Raw genomic sequence first — 21931 nt, forward strand, 5'->3', positions numbered from 1 at the left:
TTTTAGAAAAGATTTTCATCCACAAAATTCGGCAACGTCACCTTCAAATTCGGTTCTGCTTCCATTGCTCTTTTGATGGCGAAAACTGCACCTTCATTTCTTGCCCAGCTTCGTCGGGAAATTCCGTTGTTAACGTCCCAGAAAAGCATTGATTTTAATCTTCTGTCGGCATCATTGCTACCGTCGAGCAGCATCCCGAAGCCACCGTTGATCACTTCGCCCCAGCCAACGCCACCACCGTTGTGGATGCTCACCCAGGTCGCGCCACGGAAACTGTCGCCAATCACATTGTGAATCGCCATATCTGCCGTAAATCTTGAGCCGTCATAAATATTGGAAGTCTCTCTGTACGGCGAATCCGTCCCCGAAACATCGTGATGGTCTCTTCCCAAAACCACCGCTCCGATCTCTCCGTTGGCAATGGCTTTGTTGAAGGCTTCAGCGATTTTCATTCTTCCTTCCGCATCGGCGTACAGAATTCTCGCCTGCGAACCAACGACCAGATTGTTTTCCTGAGCGCCTTTAATCCAAGTGATATTGTCTTTCATCTGTTGCTGGATTTCTTTGGGAGATGTTTTAATCATTTCCTCTAAAACCTGACAGGCAATTTCATCTGTTTTCTGCAAATCTTCCGGTTTTCCACTTGCACAAACCCAACGGAACGGCCCAAAACCGTAATCAAAACACATCGGTCCCATAATATCCTGAACGTAAGAAGGGAATTTGAACTCTCTTCCCAACGTAGGATGATCTGACATTACATCGGCTCCGGCTCTGGAAGCTTCGAGTAAAAATGCGTTTCCGTAATCAAAAAAATAAGTTCCTTTTGATGTATGTTTATTGATAGCGGAAGCGTGTCTTCTCAATGTTTCCTGAACTTTTTCTTTGAATAATTCAGGGTTTTCTGCCATCATTTTGTTTGATTCTTCAAAGGTTTGTCCGGCTGGATAATAACCGCCCGCCCAAGGATTGTGAAGCGAAGTCTGATCTGAACCAATATCAATTCTTAAATTTTCTTCATCAAATTTTTCCCAGACCTCAACGATGTTTCCAAGATAAGCCAGAGAAACCGCTTCTTTATTTTCCTGAGCTTTTCTGACTCTTGCTACCAGTTCATCAAGATTATCATGGATTTCATTCACCCATTTCTGGTCGTGACGAATTTTGGTAATCTTTGGATTCACTTCCGCAATCACTGTAACACAACCTGCGATGGTTCCCGCTTTTGGCTGAGCGCCGGACATTCCGCCCAAACCGGAAGTGACGAATAATCCGCCTTTTGGTTCTTTATTAATTTTTCTGAAAGCATTCAAAACGGTAATCGTCGTTCCATGCACAATTCCCTGCGGACCGATGTACATATAAGATCCTGCTGTCATTTGTCCGTACTGCGAAACACCCAGCGCATTGAATTTTTCCCAATCATCCGGCTTGGAATAATTTGGAATCATCATTCCGTTCGTCACCACCACTCTTGGAGCATCTTTGTGCGAAGGAAACAATCCCATCGGATGTCCGGAATACATCGTTAATGTTTGTTCGTCAGTCATTTCCGACAGATATTTCATCGTCAGAAGATACTGCGCCCAGTTGCTGAACACCGCACCGTTTCCACCGTAAGTAATCAGTTCGTGCGGATGTTGCGCTACCGCATAATCCAGATTATTCTGAATCATCAGCATAATTGCTTTTGCCTGTTCAGATTTTCCGGGATATTCTGCAATATCTCTTGCTTTCATCTCATAATCCGGACGGAAGCGGTACATATAAATTCTACCGTATTTTTCCAGTTCTTCTTTAAATTCCGGCAACAATTCTGAGTGGAATTTGGGTTCGAAATAACGCAAAGCATTTTTCAGAGCGAGTTTTTTCTCTTCGTCTGATAGAATTTCTTTACGTTTTGGTGCGTGGTTGATGTGGGTTTCGTATGGTTTTGGTTGAGGCAATTCTGTTGGAATTCCTTGTTGTATCTGTTCCTGAAAAGTCATATCGTTTTAATTCTACTTTTTAATAAATTTCTGTACTGAAGTATCTTTTGTTCCTTTAAGCTTAATAAAATAAACACCTGCAGAAAGGTAAGAAACGTCAATTGTCGATTTTAATTCGCTTGATTTTACAACTGTTCTTCCTACATTATCGGATATTTCGTATTGAATAAATCCTTCAGTTTTTATATTAATGATTCCTGTTGTCGGATTTGGATAAATTAAATTCTTTTTCTCTGTTTTTGTTTCTTTGATATTTAAAAAATCCTGAGGAATCAGTCTTACCAATCCCCTCACTGGCTGACCATCGAAGGTTCTGAATTCTCCCCCTACTAAAAATCCATCTCCCTGTCTTTTGATTGTGGAAACCACATCACTGTAAAGTGTTAGCAAAGGATTCTGAAAGCCTATTCCAATATCAAAACTTGTATCATAGGTTCCGTCTGCATTATGTCTTACCAATCCTTTTGAACTGGCTGCTACCGGCAATGCTGTAAAAAACTTACCGTTATTTTCAAATTCTAAGGTTTCCTGATCCGTTACCATTCCATCATTGAAAGATTGTGGAACGAAAGTATTATCCAATGTCCCGTCTTCGTTGAAACGCATTAGTTTATGTCCTGAAGTTCTGTTTGATATTCCGTAAATCTTTCCGTCTGCAGCGGGAAAAATTTCGGTAATAAAAGGCTGCGATGTTACAGTAACAAAAGTATTATCAATTTGTCCGTTAGGTAAAAGCCTTTTTATAGTGCTGTTTCCTGAATTTAATCCTGTTACTAAGATCTTGTTGTTGGGTAATAATTTCACCTTAAGAAGTTCTGCAAAAGGTTCTGCATAATCGATAGAATTATCGATGTTTCCTGAGCTATCTAATGCTACAAATGAATAATTGATGGAAGTAGAAACATTATTTTTAAGATAATAATACATTCCCGGGGTCAGGAGTTTTCCGTCATTAAATACAATAAAATCTCTTATTCTTAAAGATCCCATAAGCCCTACATCATTATTTACAAGGCTGAAAAATGTAGGATCAAGACTTCCGTCGGAATTTAATCTTACGATACCGCCGCCGTTCCTGTTCAAATAAGTTGTGCCTTCTGTTCCCATCAATATTTTTCCATCAGGTAAAAATCTGATTCCTGCGGGAGTTTGGCTTGAACCGTCTAAAAATAAATGAGACTGAACATTGAAACCATTATCAACACTTCCGTCAACATTTAAACGAACTATTCTGTCGGTTACTTTTCCGTTATAAGAATAGAAATCACCTGTCAGGATAATTTTTCCGTCCGGCTGAACATACATTTTTTCCGGAGCCCTGTCAAATCCTTTACAGATATTTTGAAAAGAAGTAATTCTGTTACCATTTACAGGTTCGGTCATTATCATATTTCCTGCAAAATCTCCATTATAATATCTAATAAAGCCTGTTGCAATCAAATTACCATTCGAATGAAAACTCAGGTTGTCTATATGATCCTGAAACGAATATCCGCTGACCATATGAGTCACTTTTCCTTCAAATGTAGTATCCAATGTGGCATTGTCATTCAAACGCATAATTCCTGCAACTGCCTGTCCGCCATAGCTGATAAAATTACCTCCTACCAACAATTTTCCGTCCGGCTGAATTAAAAGCGCAAAAACTCCGTTTGCCGAAGGACTTGGAGCAAAATTTTGATAAAATGCCTTAGTCGGAAAAGTGGTGTCTCGATATCCATCGGCGTTTAAACGAGTTAAATATTGAGTATTTCCAAAAAATACACCTTTACCCCCTACATATATCTTACCGTCATTTCTTACGGCAATACTTCTGATATTAATAAATGATCCTCCGGTATAAATATAGAATGAAGCATCATCAGTTCCATCTGCATTAAGCCTTTTTAAATAAGATCCGGAGTATACAACAACGATCTTTCCGTCTGGCTGTAATGCAAAATGAGACATTCCTGTAGTAACAGGAGCATATGTTGTACTTGCCAGAAATGTTGTATCGGTAGAACCATTCGGATTTAATCTTACCATTAAATTGTGAGCCGCACTATTGTACGCCGTAATGTTCCCGCACACTATAATTTTCCCGTCCGGCTGTACAACAACCTTTTCCAATGCTTTTTTCGTAGCAAACTGCTGAAACGCAAATGTTCCGGCATTGAACGTAGTGTCTCTGGTTCCGTCTATATTCAGTCTTATGATATAATTTGTCGCAACATTATTGTGAATATTAAAAGCTCCGACAACAATAATTTTACCATCATTCTGTAAAGCAACGCTTTTTACTTCTTTGTCGAAAGCTGCCGTCGTAAAACCTGTATCAATAGAATTATCAGGATTGATTCTTACAACATTATACGAATCTCCTCCTACCACATAGCCATACGTTTTATAAATCACAAGAATTTTACCATCCGGCTGGGAAACACTGAAATCGATTCCCTGTCTTCCGTCAATAAAGAATTTATTGGTTTGAAAAGCCGCATTAAAATTAGGGTCTTTTACATACTTATCCTGAGAATAAAGATTAGAAAAAATTACATTGCAAAGTAAAATAAGCAACATTTTACAGTAAATGTTCTTCATAAAGAATTATCTAAATTAGTTTCCGCTAAAATAATCATATTAATTGAAATGTATTTCACCTATCAATCAACATATTAAAATTTAACACATATACTTTTTAAGAGAAATCCGCGGCAACTTCGTTGCTGCGGATTCTATTTAAGTTAATCATTAAATATTTTAATTATTATTCTTCACCAAAATCCATCCGGTAAAAGATCTTCCATCCGGAAGTGTGATAACATACCAATAACTTGAGGTAGGAATTGGTCTGCCTGAGATTGTTCCGTCCCAGATGATTTGAGTGTTGGTGTTTTGTTCGAAAATCAAATATTGATAACGGTCAAATACTTTTACATTGGTCATTTTAGTTCCGAAAACATGAAGATTTCTGATGATCCATTGATCATTAGCGCCGTCTCCGTTTGGTGTGATGGCATTTTTAATATCTAAAATTACCCCGTCTTGCTTTACGATACATTTTCCTTCAACATATTTTACATAGAAAGTGGTAATTCCTGTTAGCAAATTGTAGAAAACATTACTTGACTGCCAGGTTATTCCGTCAATAGAATAGACAATTGGCTGCGAACCAGTTGCAGTAATTGTGTAGGTACTTCCACTGGCAACCATCTGCTGAATGACAGGAACATCATAATATTTTGCTTCAAATGTCACCGTGTAAGAACATCCATTGTCAGACGTAACAGTTACCGAATAAGTTCCGACAACATTCATTCCTGTAATCGTATCTGTAGTAGAAACTACCTGCCCTGAAGGATTTGTCCAGACATAGCTTACAATATTGTGTCCTTCAACTTTTAAAGTGTATGTAAAGGTTCCGTCCGGACAGAAATATTGAGTTGGAATCTCAAATATCGGTACTAGTTTTAACGAAAGTTTGATGGTCGTCATCTCAGGACATAATCCTGGAGCACTGAATTTTACATAAATAATATTCGGTCCCGTGTTTTGATTGAATGGATAAGTTGAAGGGTTTGCAATCGCATTTGTTCCTGCATTTAAATCCGCTAAAGACAGATAATAGGTAAATACTGCATTCGCTCCTGAATATATCTGCTGTTGAAACTGGGTTAAATTTACATTTTCAATTCCGTCATTACCATTGTCGCAGAAATTATTTAAATTAAACGGTCCTGCATTCTGAAGAACAATTTTATTTCCAAAGATGAAATTAATACTAGCAATATCATCACAAGCCGGAATATTCTGAATTTTCACCCAAATCTGAGCCGGGAATGGCTGAGCGGTGAAGTTTGTCGGATTTGCAATTGCATTGATACCATTCTGAGCATCAGACTGCGTCAGATAGAAACTAAACGTATTCATCTGGTTTGGAATATCAATATACAAATTTGTATAATTCATCAGATTGACTTCATAGGTTCCGTCTAAATTTTCATCACAAATCGTTATACTTGAATTGATTGCTTTTGGAGGAAAATACGTATTCAATTGAATCGGAGCTACAGAAAAACATCCAGTCGTTTTCGACTGAAATCTCGCCCAGACCTGAACATTGGAAATATTGGTTGTGTAAGAATTTCCGATTTGGTTTGCAGTGTTTCCTGCATTGGCTTCTGCTGCGGTGAGGTAATATGAAATATTCATATTTGAAAGCGTATACGTATTTTGAGCAGGTATAAACAGTTGTGAAACCGCATCATTCAATTGAAAAGTTTCACTTAAATTAAAATCTTCATCACAAATATTTAACACCGCATTTGTCAATACAACTGCGGGTAAAAATATCATCTGAACATTTAATTGAGATGCTGAAAAACATTCATTATTATTAAATTTCACCTTTACATACACTGTCGCAGTTCCTTGTACCATAAATTGTGTAGGATTCGTAATTTGTCCTGAAAAAGTATGATTCACAGCATTATAAGAAGCATAATAAGTAAAAATTACATTCGAAGATCCGTTATAAATTTGTGGTTGTGAGAGTGTAAGATTATACATTTCTACTCCGTCATTATTGTTATCGCAGATATTATTTAAGGTTACGTTTACTGTAGAATTTACTGCCGGTGTTGAAACCAAAGAGAAATTTACCGGATAAATCTTGGTACAATTGTAAGAAGTTATTTTTGCGAAAAGCTGGTTGTTTCCAGTAATTGTTGCGTTTGTTACTGCGTTATTTCCCGCCTGCGCATCTGCCTGATTCAGATAAAATAAAACACTTGCGTTCTGACTTCCGATAATAGCTCCAGTGAAAGCTGTTAGCGAAACATTTTCAGAGTTATCATTATTAAAATCGCAAATACTGAAAGCCGAAGTCGAAACTACGGGATGAACCAGATATACATTAATTGGTCTGATGGTATAACACTCATCTGTTTCTTTAAAACGCACATAATACGTCTGAGAAACGAAATCACCGTTGGTCGTAATCGTCTGATTAGAAGAAATCGGATTTATTCCTAATTCTGCATCTCCATAAGTCTGATAAAATTCTGTAAACAGAGCCGTCGTAGGCAGCATCAACATATTTGCAGAAAGCGCAAGCAAATCTACATTGACATCCTCAGTTCCATTAAAACAAATGTATTCATTTTTATCATTTGCTTTAATTTGAGTAAAAGTAACATTCATAGTCACAGAAATCACCGTAAAACAACCTCCTGCAATCTGCACTCTGATAAACACAGTCTGTAACCCATCCTTTATTGTTCCTAAAATAGATCCTGTTCCGCTAAAAGCTGCGGCATAAGTACTGTAAGCAGAAAAACCTACTCCTGGCTGACTGGAAATCAATGGTCCAAGATTTAAAGCAAAATCAAATTCTTCGAGATTATCATCATTGATGTCACATATGGTATAAGAATAAAGACCGGGGGAATTAGCATTAACGCCTGGTTTTAAGGCAAAATTTAATGGTCCTAAAACATACACGCAATTCGTATCCTGTAATCTGACCCAAATTTTTGTTGTCGCTGTAATATTTGCTGTGACGATTGGATTGCTGTTGTTTTGAGCATCATTTTGACTTGCATGATATGTAATTCCGGCAGTGTTTGGCGGAAGAATCTGATTGTTTAATAAAGTTAAATCATACGCATTTTCAACACCATCATTATTGGTATCACAAAGTAAAATCAAATCTAAAAGAAGATTTTTACTCAAAAAATTAAGGGTAAGAACTGAAACTCTGAAACAGGTCGGCACATTGGGATTCTGAATTCTTACATAAAAAACTGAGTTAGCAGTCAAACCATAATTGGGAGACAAGGCACTTTGCCCAGATTGTGCATCGGACAAAGTTGAGTGATAAGTAAAATTGAAATTCGCAGGATTTTGTGAAGTTAAATTTTGTTTAAAATCATTCAGATTAATATTTACCGGAACATTTCCGCAAAAATTCTGACTATAATTTTTTGCAACCGGATAGGTCGCATCAAAATCTAATAAAAAATCATCTGTGAACGTCAGAAAACTGCTTCCACAAACATTAAATTTAACCGTAGCTGTATATGTATCATTTTGAGTCGGACAAATATTGGTTTGCACACCGTTTCCAACGACCTGACCTGTAGAATTAGTCCACGTAACTTCCGGCTGAATCGTGTTACCGGTTGGGGTAAATTTGTAAGCTTCCTGTGTCGCTTGCCAATTCCCGGTATTTCTTGAAGCCGGGGAATAGCCTAAACTACCGTCATTGTTCATAATTCCGATCACTGCATTTTCAAACTTTCTCGTTGGGCAAGGAGTCAGTTTTTTATCTACAAAAACCTCAACAATGTTTGTTGTTTCGTTAAGGACGATTTGAGACGATGAGCGATCTGTACAACCCGATACCCTTCCGTCATAAAAATTAATCACAAATTTTCTGTAAGGCGCAGCTCCTACCGTTGAATAATAAATTTCTGAAGAATCTCCGGCTGCAAAAACCATATCATGATACACCCCAAAAATTGAATTTTTCGGAAGACTCACATTCGGATTTTGCCAAAAAACATTGGGATAATTGATATTTCCAAGCTGGCTGAGATCAAAAGTGACCATTCCGTTAGAACCCACCACAAGTGCATTAAAATTTTGATTGAAGAAACAAAACGAGAAAGGAAGATCCAATTTTACGGCAAAAGCATCATCAAAATTGGCATTCAAAGGCGTTCCCTGGTTTAAAGGAGCTGCGGGATTATAAACTTCTGGGGTCACGGCATAACTTGAAGTCTGTTTCAGCACAGGAAATTCTGCATGAAGCTGAATACAACCGTTAGCATCCAGATCGTTGGTACACGTTACATGGAAATTTTCGTTTCCCGAAGCATCTTTAATCTTTACCTGAAGTGGAGTTTGGGAAAAGACCGATATTAAAATTAATAAAAATACAACCGATAAATATTTTTTCATACACACAGAATGGATTAAAATTTAATTAAACAATAATAATTATAAATAAATATTTTACAAACATAAAACATTTTTAATGTATTATAAATAATATTAAATAATTATTTGTCTAAAATTAATATTGGGTTAAATAAAAAAAGCTACCTCAATTGAGATAGCTTAAATTTTTATACTTTTAATCCTACTAGCTTACGATATCATCGTTCTCTTCTTCGTGATCGTCTTCATTATCGCTCTGGCTGTAAAAATCATTTTCCTCATCCGGAAGCTGATCTGTAATCTGCTCAAAATTGTCATCATCTTCTGCACCGGGAACATCTAGCCCGAAAGGCATTCCGTTATTTACATGATTGGGATTGATGATTGGATTTCCGTCGCCGTCCAAAGGAATATGCTCTTCTTTATTGAAAATGTCTTCACCCGGATTGTAATCCATTTCTTGTAAATTTCTTTCTTGCTCTTCAGTATTGTCTTGTGGAATCATAATATTATTTTTAGTGTTGTAAGTGATAAGACAAAAATGATTCCAAGATTCGATTATTATTGATAAACTTCAGGATTTGCACAATGCGGCATTTTTTCACCTTTAGAGAAAGCAATTAAATTTTCTGCTGCTAATTTTGCCATTCCGTTTCTCGCTTCAATTGTTGCCGAACCAATATGAGGCAAAACACATACATTAGAAAGTTTCAGAATAGGATCGTTATCTTTAATAGGTTCGGGATTCGTCACATCCAAACCAGCTCCCCAAATTTTTTCTGAAACCAATGCATTATATAAATCTTTCTGATTATGAAAACCTCCTCTTGCGGTATTGATGAAAATCGCATTAGATTTCATTTTTTCAAAAACAGATTTATTGAAAAGTTCAGAATGTTCTTCCGTAAAATTAGCATGAATACTCAAAACATCAGACTGACTCACCAATTCCTCGAACGAAACGTACTTTGCGCCGAGTTCTTTTTCAGCTTCTTCGTTATGACTTCTGTTATGATAAATAATATTCATATCAAAAGCTTTCTTGCACTTTTCAGCCATCTCATAACCAATTCTTCCCAACCCAAAAACACCTAAAGTTTTTCCGTATAATTCTTGACCTAGCTCGTGAAGCGGATCAAATTCTCCCCAATCACCGTCTTTCACCTTTTGAAAATAGTAACTTGCTCTTCTTGCGACTGACTGCATTAATAAAAATGCAACATCAGAAGTTGCTTTGCTTAGAACTTCCGGTGTATTTCCTACAGGAATATTTCTCTCGTTAGCTTCATTGATGTCCACATGGTCAAAACCAACAGAATACAATGCAATTGCTTTTACATTTGGGAATTTCTCAAAAAAATCTTTATCATATTTATTTTGTCCTACGTTGAGAATTGCGTCTGTATTTTTACAATGTTCTAACCATTCTTCCTGCGTTAAATCTGGATTTTCTGAAACAGTAACGTCCAGACCTGCTTCTTCCAGCATTGTAATTCCTATTTCGGGAATTCTTTTATTGATGAATACTTTCATTATTTTTATGATTATTTATTTCAAATAAAAAACCTCACAACTTTTAAAAGTGAGGTTAAATTATGATTAATTGCTTCAATTTTCGTTCCGAAAAAGTTATTTTAGTCTCACTAGTTCACCTTTTCTTTTCACAATATTCTTATAATCCCATTGAATTTCTGTAGATTTTCCGAGCCAACGCTTCAAATCAACTTCATCAATTTCAGTTTTATCATTAAAAAACACTGAAGCATCTTGAAATTTTTCACCTTCCACATTCAGTTCTTCCTCATTAAAAGATTTTCCGCTCCAAAACATGAGACGGATTCCTTTTTTCTGTTTGCTGTAACCAACGATTGGATTTCCTTCTAAAAACCAGACGGGATGTGCATGCCAGATTTTATTTTCCGAATCTCTTAATTCTAAGTCAATAATTTTTGAAAGTAAAGCACAGATTTCCTGATCTGAATCAGATTGCTTTTCGTTGTAATCAAGAATATCCGGATTGATCATGATTTATTGATTAGTATTATTTAACATCGGTACAAATTTATATGCACCAAACTCTTCTTTTTCAATTTCAGTAGGTGAAATTTTTGTAAATCTGTATAAAACCTGCTCGTCCGTAGGACCTAATGGAATGACCATTTTTCCGCCAACTTTTAATTGTTTTAATAATTCTGTCGGTAAAACTGCAGCTCCGCAAGTCACAATGATTTTATCAAAAGGCGCAAAAGTCGGAAGCCCGGCAAAGCCATCCCCAAAACTCTGAAACTTTGGATACAAATGCAATTCTCTGAATTTCTTTTTAGAATAATCAAACAAATCTTTCTGCCTCTCAATCGTATACACCAAACCTTTCATAGCTAATAAAACGGCAGTCTGATAACCGCAACCAGTACCAATTTCAAGAACTTTTTCTCCTTGTTTCAACTGTAAAAGTTCCGACTGCTCTGCTACCGTCGAAGGATGCGAAATTGTCTGATGAGCCAAAATAGGAAATGCACGGTCTTCATAAGCAAAATCTTCAAAAATACTTTCGATAAAAAGATGTCTCGGAATCTCATTCATCGCAGAAAGTACATTCTCGTCAGAAATCCCAATTTGCTGGCGTAGATAATTGATTAAATTCCTTCTTTTCCCTTTGTGTACAAATGAATCGTGCGTCATCAGATCGTTGTTATTAGTTAGCAGGCGCTAGTTTATCACAAAAATACTAAAACAATCATTATTTGTCAACCTAAAACCTATCATCAGTTTCCGAATATCTAAAATTACTATATTTACAAAAATTAAAAAGCTATGTTGAAAGCAGGTTTGGTAGGTGCCGGACATTTGGGAAAAATACATTTACGACTTCTCAATCAGTCTGATAAATATGAATTTATCGGTTTCCACGATAAGGATGCAGAAAATGGTAAAAAACTGGAAGCCGAATTTGGTTACAAATATTTTGAAAACCTTGAAGATTTGTTAAGTCAAATCGACATGTTGGATATTGTAACACCAACGCTTTATCATTATGATTACGCTCTGAAAGCCATCGATAAAGGTCTTCATTTTTTCATAGAAAAACCAATTACCCAAACGCTTGAACAGGCAGAAGAAATTCTTTATAAATGTCGTGAATTTGGCATCAAAGCACAGGTAGGACACGTTGAAAGGTACAATCCTGCATTTATCGGAGCTAAAGATTATATTCAGAATCCGATGTTTATTGAAATTCACCGTCTGGCAGAATTTAATCCTCGCGGGACTGATGTTTCAGTGGTTTTAGACTTAATGATTCACGATCTGGATATTTTATTGAGTGTTGTAAAATCTAGAGTTAAAAAAATTCACGCAAGTGGCGTTTGTGTGGTAAGCAAAAGCCCAGATATTGCCAACGCAAGAATCGAGTTTGAAAACGGATGTGTTGCCAACTTGACCACTTCAAGAATATCCATGAAAGCGATGAGAAAAAGCAGATTTTTCCAAAAAGACGCTTATGTTTCTGTAGATTTCTTAGAGAAAAAAGCGGAAGTGATCAGAATGAAAGACGCTCCAGAGAACCCTACTCCATTTGATATGATTATAGAGAATGCTGAAGGTGAGAAAAATCAGATTTTGTTTGAATATCCAAACATTCAGCCTAATAATGCAATATTGGATGAATTAAATTCTTTCGCAGATGCCATTTTAGAAGATAAAAATGTGGAAGTTTCTCTGGAAGACGGAACTGAAGCGTTGAAAGTTGCTCTAGAGATTATGAAACTGATCAGTTAAGTGAAACAAGGTTTTTTCATTATTATATCAATACTTTTAGTTGCTTGTGATAAAAGTAGCAGTCTCTCTTGTGAGCAACAGCATGAAAAAGCCAAAAATGATTTTAAGAACAATAAATTTGTTTATTATGATTATCTTCAATCAGATAAAAGTTTTGACAGAAAGGAGTACAGCCGGCTTTTGAAAGAGAATCAAATTACTCTCGACACCTTATTTCCCGCAGGATGTATACCTTCTTCTCAAACAGAAATAAATGAGAATTGCTATAAAAATATGATGAATAGTAATATAAATGCCAAATTTGGAAATCAATTTTTCGATAGTTTGCGGTTAAAATCTACAATCAAAAATAATTAAAACGGAATTAAATAATTCCGTTTTTTGTTTTGATAAACTTATTTTTAAATAGGATTTTTTTCAACAATTTTTAAATATATTTGTTAAAATCAAAATACTCAAAACTCCCCTCATATTTAAAAATCAATCCAATGAAAAGAACCATCCTATTATCCGCACTTTTATTGTCTCAATTTGGGACATCGCAATTATTAAAAACCGACGGAAAAAAAATTGTAAACGACAAAGGAGAAAATATTCAATTAAGAGGCCTAGGTTTGGGAGGCTGGATGTTACAGGAAGGCTACATGCTGAAAACGGCAGATTTTGCAGGTCCGCAATTTAAAATCAAAGAAAAAATTGCCGATTTGATTGGTCAGGAAGGAATGGAAAATTTTTACAAGGCTTACCTGAAAAACGGAATTACAAAGCAGGACATTGATTTTTTAGCAAAATCAGGTTTCAATTCTATCAGACTTCCGATGCACTATAACTTATACACTTTACCCATCGAAAAAGAAGAGGTAAAAGGTCAAAACACCTGGTTGGAAGAAGGTTTTAAAATGACCGATGACTTATTGAAATGGTGCAAAGACAACAAAATTTATTTAATACTTGACCTTCACGCTGTTCCGGGCGGGCAGGGAAATGATGCGAATATTTCAGACAATGACAAATCCAAACCTTCACTTTGGGAAAATGAAGACAATCAAAAGAAAACCATTGCTCTTTGGAAAAAATTAGCAGAAAGATACAAAGATGAACCCTGGATTGGAGGTTATGATTTAATCAACGAACCCAATATCAACTTCACCGGAAAAAACCCGAATGGTACAGACGAAATGTCGAACGCTCCACTTTGGAAATTACAGAAAGAAATTACAGAAGCCATCCGTGAGGTTGACAAAAAACACATTATTTTTCTTGAAGGAAACGGATGGGGAAATAATTATAACGGGTTAATCCCAATTTGGGATGACAATATGGCTTTCAGTTTCCATAAATATTGGAATTACAACAATGATGAGACCTTAAAGTTCGCTTTAGATCTGAGAGAAAAACACAATATGCCAATTTGGTTGGGCGAAACGGGAGAAAATTCAAACGTTTGGTTTACAGAACTGATTCAGCTTTTAGACAAACATAATATTGGCTATGCCTTTTGGCCAATGAAAAAAATCGATAACATTGCAGGAATTACCAATGTAAAAATCACTCCTGAATATCAAAAATTGTTAAATTACTGGAAAAACGGAGGCGAAAAACCATCCAAAGAATTCGCAACCAAAGCATTGATGCAGATTGCAGAAAATTATAAATTCAGCAATGTCGAAATTAAAAACGACGTGATCGATGCGATGTTCAGACAGACGAAAGATAACTCAACAAAACCTTTTAAAAATCACCAAGCTCCCGGAAAGGTGAACGCAACTGATTATGATTTGGGGCAAATAGGTTCTGCTTATCAGGATAAAGATTTCATCAATCTTTGGGTGAGTGACGCTGCAAAAAGATCTGAATGGAATTCAGGAAATCAACTCAGAAATGACGGAGTTGATATTTATAAAACAAAAGACAACAATTATTACGTTGGAAAAACGGAAAGCGGAGAATGGCTTCAGTACACTATCAATTCGAAAACGGATCGAGCTTATAGTTTTGAGATAAAATATGCAAGCGCTAAAGACGGGAAAATCAGAATTGAAGATGGTTCAGGAAAACAATTATCAACGCTATCTTTACAATCTACCGGTGGAAATGAAACTTGGAAAACAACTTCTATCAAAGAAATTAACCTTAAAAAGGGAGAAAATAAAATCAGGATTTATTTTGAAAACTATGGCATTAATATAAATTCTTTTGAATTGAAATAATAAAAAATATTAAATTGCAAATCCCTTTTAGAATCTAAAAGGGATTTATTTTAAACAAAAATTTCCGCTAAAAATCTTCGTATGAAAAAAATAATTCTGCTGTTTCTTTTGATTTCTACTGTTAGTTTTGGACAAAAATTAAGTCTGCACGATAAAATCAACGTCATTCTTTTAAATAAAAAAGCCACAGTAGGAGTTTCCGTATTGGGCTTTGAGAATGGTTTTACATACAATAGAAACGCAGACAAAAAACTTCCGATGCAGAGTGTATTTAAATTCCATATTGCAGCAGCTGTTTTGGATTTTGTGGATAAAGGAAAACTTTCATTAGATCAGAAAATTCATTTAGACCAATCTAATTTGCTTGAAAATACCTGGTCTCCTCTTCGAGACAAGTATCCAAATGGCGGTGTAGAAGTTCCTTTAAGTGAAATTTTAGAACTGACTGTTGCGAAAAGCGACAACAATGGATGCGATATCATGTTAAAACTGCTCGGAGGTACAAAAACTGTTCAGAAATTTTTTGATTCTAAAGGTGTGAAAGGTTTTCAGATCAAATACAATGAAGCTGAAATGCACAAAGATTGGAATGTGCAATATAAAAATTACAGCACCACACAATCTGCTGTTGATGTTTTGAAAAAATTCTATGACGGGAAATTACTTTCAAAAAAATCAACAGATTATTTAATGAATGTCATGCTTTCAACCTCTACAGGATTGAATAAATTAGTCGAGCAACTTCCGAAAAACACGCCTGTTGCAAGAAAAACGGGAGCTTCAGGGAAAAATGATGCAGGATTAACAGGTGCAGAAAATGAGATTGCTATTGTCACTTTACCCAACGGAAAACATTACGCAATTGCCGTATTTGTAAGCAATTCCACAGAATCTGATGTGGTGAACTGTAAAATAATTTCAGACATTTCAAAAGCAGTTTGGGATGATTTTAGTAAGTAAATATTAAAGCTTATTTTTAAAACAAATTTTATGAAAAAAATAATATTATCATTCGCACTATTTAGCTGTGCACTTTTTCTTGCGCAGAAAAGCGAAAGCTATCTAAAACTAAGTTACAGCAGCATGTGTTGCGGAACTCCCTCCACTGCTCCTGTGATGAATTATATTGAAAGTTTTCAAGGTAAATCTAAAGCAAAAAAGGTTGAGATTTTCAGAAAATCCGGCTTAGGAAGAGAAGGTGAATTTGCATTGTATATCGGGATTGACGCACTTCCAAAAAGTAAGAGAATTAAATTTGTAAAAGGTTTGGAAACTACCGTCAATTCGCAAAACAATTCAAGAGACAAAAACAGCGGCGGAACTGTTTTTTTCACAAGCTCTGAACTTGTGAAGAAAAATGATTTAACTCAAATAAAAAATTTAATTTCATATAAAAAAGAACAATTAAAATGATCAAAAACATTGTAGTTATCGGGGCTGGAACCATGGGAAATGGTATTGCACACACCTTCGCACAAAGCGGTTTTAGTGTAAATTTGGTAGATGTTTCTCAGGATGCTTTAGACAGAGGATTGAAAACCATCACCACCAACCTTGACAGAATAATTGCAAAGGGAAACCTTACAGAAGAACAAAAATCAGAAACTTTAGGAAATATCACAACATTCACTGCGTTGAAAGATGCGGTTACCAATGCAGATTTAGTGGTGGAAGCAGCTACAGAAAATCAGGATTTAAAACTGAAAATCTTTGCTGAGATGGATGAGTATGCTCCTGAAAACTGCATTTTATCTACCAATACCTCTTCAATATCTATTACTAAAATTGCATCGGCAACAAAAAGAGCTGATAAAGTGATCGGAATGCACTTTATGAATCCTGTTCCTATCATGAAATTGGTTGAGATCATCAAGGGCTACTCTACTTCTAAAGAAACTTTTGATGCCATCTACGAAATGAGTAAAAATTTAGGAAAAGTTCCTGTTGAAGTAAACGACTATCCAGGGTTTGTAGCCAACAGAATCTTAATGCCGATGATTAATGAATCGATTGAAACTTTATATAATGGCGTTGCCGGAGTAGAGGAAATCGATACCGTAATGAAATTAGGGATGGCTCACCCGATGGGACCTTTGCAGTTAGCTGATTTTATTGGTCTTGACGTGTGCTTGGCAATTTTAAATGTGATGTACGATGGTTTCAAAAATCCAAAATATGCTCCGAATCCATTATTGGTAAATATGGTAATGGCCGGAAAACTGGGAGTAAAATCCGGAGAAGGTTTTTATGACTATTCTGAAAGCAAAAAAGCTGAGAAAGTGGCAAAAATGTTTTCAAAATAACTTCTTAATTATGAGTTGTGAGTTTTAAGTTATAAATTTGGCTGCAATCTAATGCAACCCGATGAAACTTAAAGAAAAATACATTCAAATATCAATGGTCATCATTACTTTAGTGATGACCATTTTGCGTTTTTTATTAAATGAGAAAGGAAGAGTAACACCCGATTCTATTCGTTACATGCGATTTGCAGATGCTTTACCAACAATAGATAATACAATTACTCCGTTAGGCTATCCTTTAAGCATCCGATTTTTCACTTACTTTGCTTTTGATGAATTTTGGAGTAGTAAAATTGTCGGAATCATTTCATTTCTTCTGATCATCATCTTTGCGTGGAAAAAAGATTTTTATCTTAAAGAATCTATTGTTGTTTGTTCATTTCTAAGTTTTGTCAGCATATTTTCAGCGACTTTAAGTGAAGCTTTAATGTTACCTTTTATCTTTATCTTGATGTATGTGTCAAATTGCATCATTCAAAAAAAATGGACAAAAACAAAAAGCATTCTCTGCCTGACATTGTCTTTAATTTTAATCTTTAACATTCGATATAGTGCTCTTTTCATGATTGGTGGTGTAGGATTATTTGGTCTTTTGTCATTCAGAAAAAATTATGCGATGATCTTTATTACTTCTGCATCTTTGGCAGTTGTATACATTGTTTTGTACAAGTTTTTATTTATAGATCAATTCAACCAAAATTATGTGAATCAAGTTTTAGAAATTGGTCTAAAACCTACATCTCAACTTCTTACGGAGCTTTTCCAAGGATTAGCAACCTCATTCAACCCATTCATTCACATGTCTAATCCCAATGGAGGAATTATTAATTATGGAATTTACGGAATTGGAATCTTGAACATATCTTTAATTGTATTTTTATTCGTAAAAAACAAACTTACCGAAACTGAAAAATTCATCATTCTGCTTGGTGTTTCGGGAATTATTTGTTCTTATTTTGTACAGTATTTTTATGGGATTGATCCTTTAGATTATCGCTTATTAGCACCTTTTACTTTTCCTATCTGGCTGGTTTATCTGAAAAAAGTTTTCGAAATTTTCAGATTAAAAACTTATACAATTGGGGTATTAAGTCTCTTATCAGGAATGGTTTTTACGTGGCTTTCAAAAGGTTTTTATCTGGAAAACAGAAAAGAAATTTCTATCTTTTTAAAATCAGAAAAACTAGAAAATTCACCACTTTTATTTTATGTGGATGATGTGGAAGACCTTGAAAAAGTGCAGATTGCAGAGCTAATAAGTACTGTTAATCCTAAAGTTAAGTTCACTTTCAAACCACAGGATACATTGCAGAAAACGACCATCACTACGTATAAAGTTTTGCAAAAAATTAAAATTGACAAGAACAAATACCAATAATTTTATTTATCTTTGAGAAAGTTTAAACATTAAAAAAAATGAAATTACCAAAGTTTTTATTAGCAGACAATTCGGAATTTCCTGAAGATTTATTTGTAGTTCACACAGAATATCCTAGATTCATTTTGAATGTTGAGGAGGAGGAAGTTGAATGGTTGGATGATTTAGAAGGAGACGATGAAGAAACTATGGCAGACGAAGCTACAAAAGTAGTAGAAGCTGCATTCAAATGGTGTGATGAAGAGTTGGCGAAATACGACGACGAGGAAGACGAAGAATAAGAATTTATTACTCATAAAAAAAGGAACTCAAATTTTGAGTTCCTTTTTTATTTTTATTCAGCTTTATTAAACTTCAAAAGTAGCAGGTTATCCTGATACAATTCTAACGTATTTCCCGAAACCACATATTTATTGACTTTTCCCATCATGCTCATAAAATTCTGCTCCACGCTCATGTTATCACAAGCCATTCTGGTAGAACCCAGCTGAGATGCTGTAAAAGTTCCTGAAGTCGCATCAGTAGACAAAGTTCCGAAATAACTGTTGCATCCTGCGTTTCCGTTTACTTTCGCTCCATCAATATTCAACGTTGGTGTTTTACCTTTTACATTATCTGCCAAAACCCACTTGGTAGCAGCGATTGATGGCTGCGCCTTTCCGACTTTAGATGATGATGTATTTGACATTGTTCCGCACGATGCCAAAACAGCAACCGTACATAAACTTAAAAAGATTTTTTTCATTTTAGATTTTTTATTTTAAAAGTCAAATGCAACAGATGTTTCATTCTTCTTTTTGATTTAAACCAAATTTACGGAAATATTATTGTTTAGAATTATTTATAAATAAGATTCCACAAAAAAACGGACTTTTGTCCGTTTTTTTGTATCGTTGAAAAGTTGTTTTCTTAAGACCTCAATTCCGCATTAAATTCTTTCTGGAAAGATTTAATCAAAGAATCCATCACTGCAGAAATTTCTTTTTCTTCTAAAGTTTTTTCTTCGTTTAACAATTCAAAACTCATTGCATAAGACTTTTTGCCTTCCGGAAGATTTTTCCCTTCGTACACATCAAATAAATTGATATTTTTAATAAAAGGAGATTTGTTCTTTTTAGCAGTCTGATACAATTCCTGATATGTAATATTTTTATCAATCAACAATGCCAGATCTCTTCTGATTTTGTTGAATTTCGGAATATCATTAAATTTCAATTCTTTATTAAAACGTAACTTCTGAGCCAGCTCCAATTCAATTTCTGCATAAAAACAATCCTGATCAATATCAAAATCTTTCAGCATTTGAGGAGCAACTTTTCCGATTCTCACTAAAGTTTCACCTTCAGATTCGTACGCCAAAGCATCAGAAAATCTATCATCAGAAAGAGCCACTTCTTTATAGTCGATAGCTAATCTTTCTAATAAAACTTTCACAAAAGCTTTCAGATTATAGAAATCAGTCGCAGATTTTGGCTGTAACCAATTTTCAGAAACATTTCTTCCACTTACTAAAATAGCCAACTGTTTTCTTTCCTCGTACTTTTCTTTTTTATGGTAAATTTTTCCAAATTCGAAGAACTTGATATCCTGATTTTTTCTATTGATGTTGTAGATTGCATTCTGTAAAAGCCCTTCTAATAAAGACTTTCTCATATATGCAAGATCATTGCTTAAAGGATTCAACAGTTTCACTGCATCCGTTTCATCTTTCACAGAAGTTAAAGAATTGTTCATCACTTCATTAAAACCTAAGCTCTGTAAAGTTCTCGCCCAATTATTCTCTAGCTCGTCCTGATCTTTTGCATTGAGCTTTACTGGAGTAAACGCAATTTTTTGTGGAGCTTCAATTTTATTATAACCGTAGATTCTTAAAATCTCTTCAATAACGTCAATTTCTCTTGTTACATCAGCTCTGTAAGCAGGAACAGAGATTTCAAAACCATTTTGAATTTCATTTAAAACCTGAATTTCTAAAGCTTTTAAAATTTCTTTTACTTTTTCTCTGTGAATTTTCGTTCCTAAAATCTGTTCGATTTTTGAGAATCTGATGATCACATAATTATCTTCTATTTTCTTCGGATATTCTTCCAATAAATCTCCAAGCAATTTCCCTTCTGCCAAATCCTGAATCATTGTGATGGCATGAGTAATGGCTGTTCTGGTGATATTTGGGTCAACTCCTCTTTCAAATCTGAAAGAAGCATCAGTATTTAAACCATGAGCTTTAGCCGCTTTTCTTATCGCAATCGGATTAAAATAAGCACTTTCTAAGAAGATTGTTTTCGTCTCTGAAGATACTCCGGAATTGGCACCACCAAAAACTCCGGCAATACACATCGGATTATCTTGTCCGTCTTTAATGATAATTTCAGAACCATTCAATGTTCTTTCAACACCATCTAAAGTGGTGAATTTTGTTCCTTCGGCAACAGTTCCTACTTTCACTTTTTTGTCCGCAATTTTATCTGCATCAAAAGCATGAAGCGGCTGACCGAAACCATGAAGAATATAGTTGGTAATATCTACAATATTGTTAATCGGGCTCAAACCGATTGCTTTTAGTCTGTCTTTTAACCAAGAAGGAGATTCTGCAACTTTTACATTTTCAATCACCGCTCCGATGTATCTTGGAGTTAATTCAGCGTCTTCAACTTCCAATGTAAATTCATGTGTTCCTTCATTATTTAAAGCAACTGAAGATACTTTTTCAAAATCACCTTTTTGCTGATTCGTTGAAAGAAAGGCATACAAATCTCTTGCAACACCGTAATGAGACATTGCATCGGTTCTGTTTGGCGTTAAACCAATTTCGAAGACTTCGTCGTTTGTCAGTTCAAAATAATCTGAAAAATTCTTTCCGACTACATATTTGGTTTCATCTAAAACCATGATTCCGCCGTGATCTTCGCTTAAGCCTAATTCGTCCTCAGCGCAAATCATCCCTTGAGAAACTTCACCTCTGATTTTAGCTTCTTTGATTTCAAAGAAATTTCCGGCTTTATCGTAGATTTTAGTTCCCACAACTGCAACCGGAACGGTTTGTCCTTCTTCCACGTTCGGAGCGCCACAAACGATATTTAAAACTTTTCCGTTTCCAACGTCTACGGTTGTTTTCTTTAATTTATCGGCATTCGGATGCTTTTCGCAGGTCAAAACTTTTCCTACAACCACACCTTCCAGACTTCCTTTGATGCTTTCAAATTTCTCTATTCCTTCTACCTCAAGACCGATATCTGTAAGAAACTCTCCTATTCTTTCAGATTTCAGTTCCGTTTTGATATAATCTTTCAGCCAGTTATTTGATATTTTCATCCTTTAATTTTGAAAATTTATTTTGAATTTTTTCAAGTT

Annotated in this window: 17 protein-coding genes; 8 read left to right on the forward strand and 9 right to left on the reverse strand. The window is 35.2% G+C overall.

Annotation, left to right across the window (positions count from 1 at the left end; genetic code table 11):
- Positions 1 to 2: 2 nt before the first annotated feature.
- The 7 genes from LNP04_RS04430 to LNP04_RS04460 all read right to left on the reverse strand — a co-directional run bounded on the left by LNP04_RS04430 (position 3) and on the right by LNP04_RS04460 (position 11594).
- Complete coding sequence (locus LNP04_RS04430; protein ID WP_229985367.1) at positions 3 to 1988, reverse strand: urocanate hydratase; 1986 nt, start codon at positions 1986 to 1988, stop codon at positions 3 to 5.
- 12 nt (positions 1989 to 2000) lie between these two features.
- Positions 2001 to 4571: a T9SS type A sorting domain-containing protein gene (locus LNP04_RS04435; protein ID WP_229985369.1), complete on the reverse strand. Its 2571-nt coding sequence runs from the start codon at positions 4569 to 4571 to the stop codon at positions 2001 to 2003.
- Positions 4572 to 4730: 159 nt separating this feature from the next.
- On the reverse strand, positions 4731 to 8933 hold the full coding sequence (locus LNP04_RS04440) for a T9SS type B sorting domain-containing protein (protein ID WP_229985370.1): 4203 nt from the start codon (positions 8931 to 8933) through the stop codon (positions 4731 to 4733).
- A 184-nt stretch (positions 8934 to 9117) separates the two neighbouring features.
- A complete protein-coding gene (locus tag LNP04_RS04445) occupies positions 9118 to 9417 on the reverse strand; it encodes a hypothetical protein (protein WP_229985371.1) in 300 nt (99 codons plus the stop codon).
- A gap of 56 nt (positions 9418 to 9473) precedes the next feature.
- Positions 9474 to 10445: a D-glycerate dehydrogenase gene (locus LNP04_RS04450; protein WP_229985372.1), complete on the reverse strand. Its 972-nt coding sequence runs from the start codon at positions 10443 to 10445 to the stop codon at positions 9474 to 9476.
- A 96-nt stretch (positions 10446 to 10541) separates the two neighbouring features.
- Entirely contained in the window at positions 10542 to 10937 is a 396-nt protein-coding gene (locus LNP04_RS04455; protein ID WP_229985373.1) for a DUF1801 domain-containing protein, read from the reverse strand.
- Between the two features lie 3 nt (positions 10938 to 10940).
- Positions 10941 to 11594, reverse strand: a complete 654-nt coding sequence (locus LNP04_RS04460) for a protein-L-isoaspartate(D-aspartate) O-methyltransferase (RefSeq protein ID WP_229985374.1) — start codon at positions 11592 to 11594, stop codon at positions 10941 to 10943.
- A 132-nt stretch (positions 11595 to 11726) separates the two neighbouring features.
- Between LNP04_RS04460 and LNP04_RS04465 the strand changes: the two genes are divergently transcribed.
- From LNP04_RS04465 to LNP04_RS04500, 8 genes are all read left to right on the forward strand, one after another.
- Positions 11727 to 12689: a Gfo/Idh/MocA family protein gene (locus LNP04_RS04465; RefSeq protein ID WP_229985375.1), complete on the forward strand. Its 963-nt coding sequence runs from the start codon at positions 11727 to 11729 to the stop codon at positions 12687 to 12689.
- Complete coding sequence (locus LNP04_RS04470; protein WP_229985376.1) at positions 12690 to 13046, forward strand: hypothetical protein; 357 nt, start codon at positions 12690 to 12692, stop codon at positions 13044 to 13046. It abuts the gene before it with no gap.
- A 131-nt stretch (positions 13047 to 13177) separates the two neighbouring features.
- The gene (locus LNP04_RS04475) at positions 13178 to 14899 is read left to right on the forward strand and encodes a cellulase family glycosylhydrolase (RefSeq protein WP_229985377.1); all 1722 of its coding nucleotides are present in this window, start codon (positions 13178 to 13180) and stop codon (positions 14897 to 14899) included.
- A gap of 81 nt (positions 14900 to 14980) precedes the next feature.
- Positions 14981 to 15859 carry a CGA/CIA family class A beta-lactamase gene (gene bla-A, locus LNP04_RS04480; RefSeq protein WP_229985378.1) on the forward strand — a complete coding sequence of 293 codons (879 nt, stop codon included), beginning with the start codon at positions 14981 to 14983 and terminating at the stop codon, positions 15857 to 15859.
- A gap of 30 nt (positions 15860 to 15889) precedes the next feature.
- Entirely contained in the window at positions 15890 to 16312 is a 423-nt protein-coding gene (locus LNP04_RS04485; RefSeq protein WP_229985379.1) for a hypothetical protein, read from the forward strand.
- Positions 16312 to 17202: a 3-hydroxybutyryl-CoA dehydrogenase gene (locus LNP04_RS04490; protein WP_229986272.1), complete on the forward strand. Its 891-nt coding sequence runs from the start codon at positions 16312 to 16314 to the stop codon at positions 17200 to 17202. The genes LNP04_RS04485 and LNP04_RS04490 overlap by 1 nt, the downstream gene beginning before the upstream one ends.
- A 61-nt stretch (positions 17203 to 17263) precedes the next feature.
- Complete coding sequence (locus tag LNP04_RS04495; protein ID WP_229985380.1) at positions 17264 to 18580, forward strand: hypothetical protein; 1317 nt, start codon at positions 17264 to 17266, stop codon at positions 18578 to 18580.
- A 38-nt stretch (positions 18581 to 18618) separates the two neighbouring features.
- Complete coding sequence (locus LNP04_RS04500) at positions 18619 to 18861, forward strand: hypothetical protein (protein WP_129536633.1); 243 nt, start codon at positions 18619 to 18621, stop codon at positions 18859 to 18861.
- Between the two features lie 53 nt (positions 18862 to 18914).
- On the opposite strand, the gene LNP04_RS04505 is transcribed toward LNP04_RS04500, so the two are convergent.
- Positions 18915 to 19325, reverse strand: coding sequence for an META domain-containing protein (locus LNP04_RS04505; protein ID WP_229985381.1), 411 nt, complete (start codon positions 19323 to 19325; stop codon positions 18915 to 18917).
- 164 nt (positions 19326 to 19489) lie between these two features.
- On the reverse strand, positions 19490 to 21892 hold the full coding sequence (pheT, locus tag LNP04_RS04510) for a phenylalanine--tRNA ligase subunit beta (protein WP_229985382.1): 2403 nt from the start codon (positions 21890 to 21892) through the stop codon (positions 19490 to 19492).
- Positions 21893 to 21931: the final 39 nt, after the last annotated feature.

Origin of the sequence: Chryseobacterium sp. C-71 (assembly GCF_020911865.1) — a bacterium.
In the GTDB taxonomy this organism is placed as follows: Bacteria; Bacteroidota; Bacteroidia; order Flavobacteriales; family Weeksellaceae; genus Chryseobacterium.

Coding starts and splice junctions, on each gene's coding strand:
- LNP04_RS04430 (WP_229985367.1), bottom strand. CDS start 1,988: ATGACTTTTCAGGAACAGATACAACAAGGAATTCCAACAGAATTGCCT.
- LNP04_RS04435 (WP_229985369.1), bottom strand. CDS start 4,571: ATGAAGAACATTTACTGTAAAATGTTGCTTATTTTACTTTGCAATGTA.
- LNP04_RS04440 (WP_229985370.1), bottom strand. CDS start 8,933: ATGAAAAAATATTTATCGGTTGTATTTTTATTAATTTTAATATCGGTC.
- LNP04_RS04445 (WP_229985371.1), bottom strand. CDS start 9,417: ATGATTCCACAAGACAATACTGAAGAGCAAGAAAGAAATTTACAAGAA.
- LNP04_RS04450 (WP_229985372.1), bottom strand. CDS start 10,445: ATGAAAGTATTCATCAATAAAAGAATTCCCGAAATAGGAATTACAATG.
- LNP04_RS04455 (WP_229985373.1), bottom strand. CDS start 10,937: ATGATCAATCCGGATATTCTTGATTACAACGAAAAGCAATCTGATTCA.
- LNP04_RS04460 (WP_229985374.1), bottom strand. CDS start 11,594: ATGACGCACGATTCATTTGTACACAAAGGGAAAAGAAGGAATTTAATC.
- LNP04_RS04465 (WP_229985375.1), top strand. CDS start 11,727: ATGTTGAAAGCAGGTTTGGTAGGTGCCGGACATTTGGGAAAAATACAT.
- LNP04_RS04475 (WP_229985377.1), top strand. CDS start 13,178: ATGAAAAGAACCATCCTATTATCCGCACTTTTATTGTCTCAATTTGGG.
- bla-A (WP_229985378.1), top strand. CDS start 14,981: ATGAAAAAAATAATTCTGCTGTTTCTTTTGATTTCTACTGTTAGTTTT.
- LNP04_RS04485 (WP_229985379.1), top strand. CDS start 15,890: ATGAAAAAAATAATATTATCATTCGCACTATTTAGCTGTGCACTTTTT.
- LNP04_RS04495 (WP_229985380.1), top strand. CDS start 17,264: ATGAAACTTAAAGAAAAATACATTCAAATATCAATGGTCATCATTACT.
- LNP04_RS04500 (WP_129536633.1), top strand. CDS start 18,619: ATGAAATTACCAAAGTTTTTATTAGCAGACAATTCGGAATTTCCTGAA.
- LNP04_RS04505 (WP_229985381.1), bottom strand. CDS start 19,325: ATGAAAAAAATCTTTTTAAGTTTATGTACGGTTGCTGTTTTGGCATCG.
- pheT (WP_229985382.1), bottom strand. CDS start 21,892: ATGAAAATATCAAATAACTGGCTGAAAGATTATATCAAAACGGAACTG.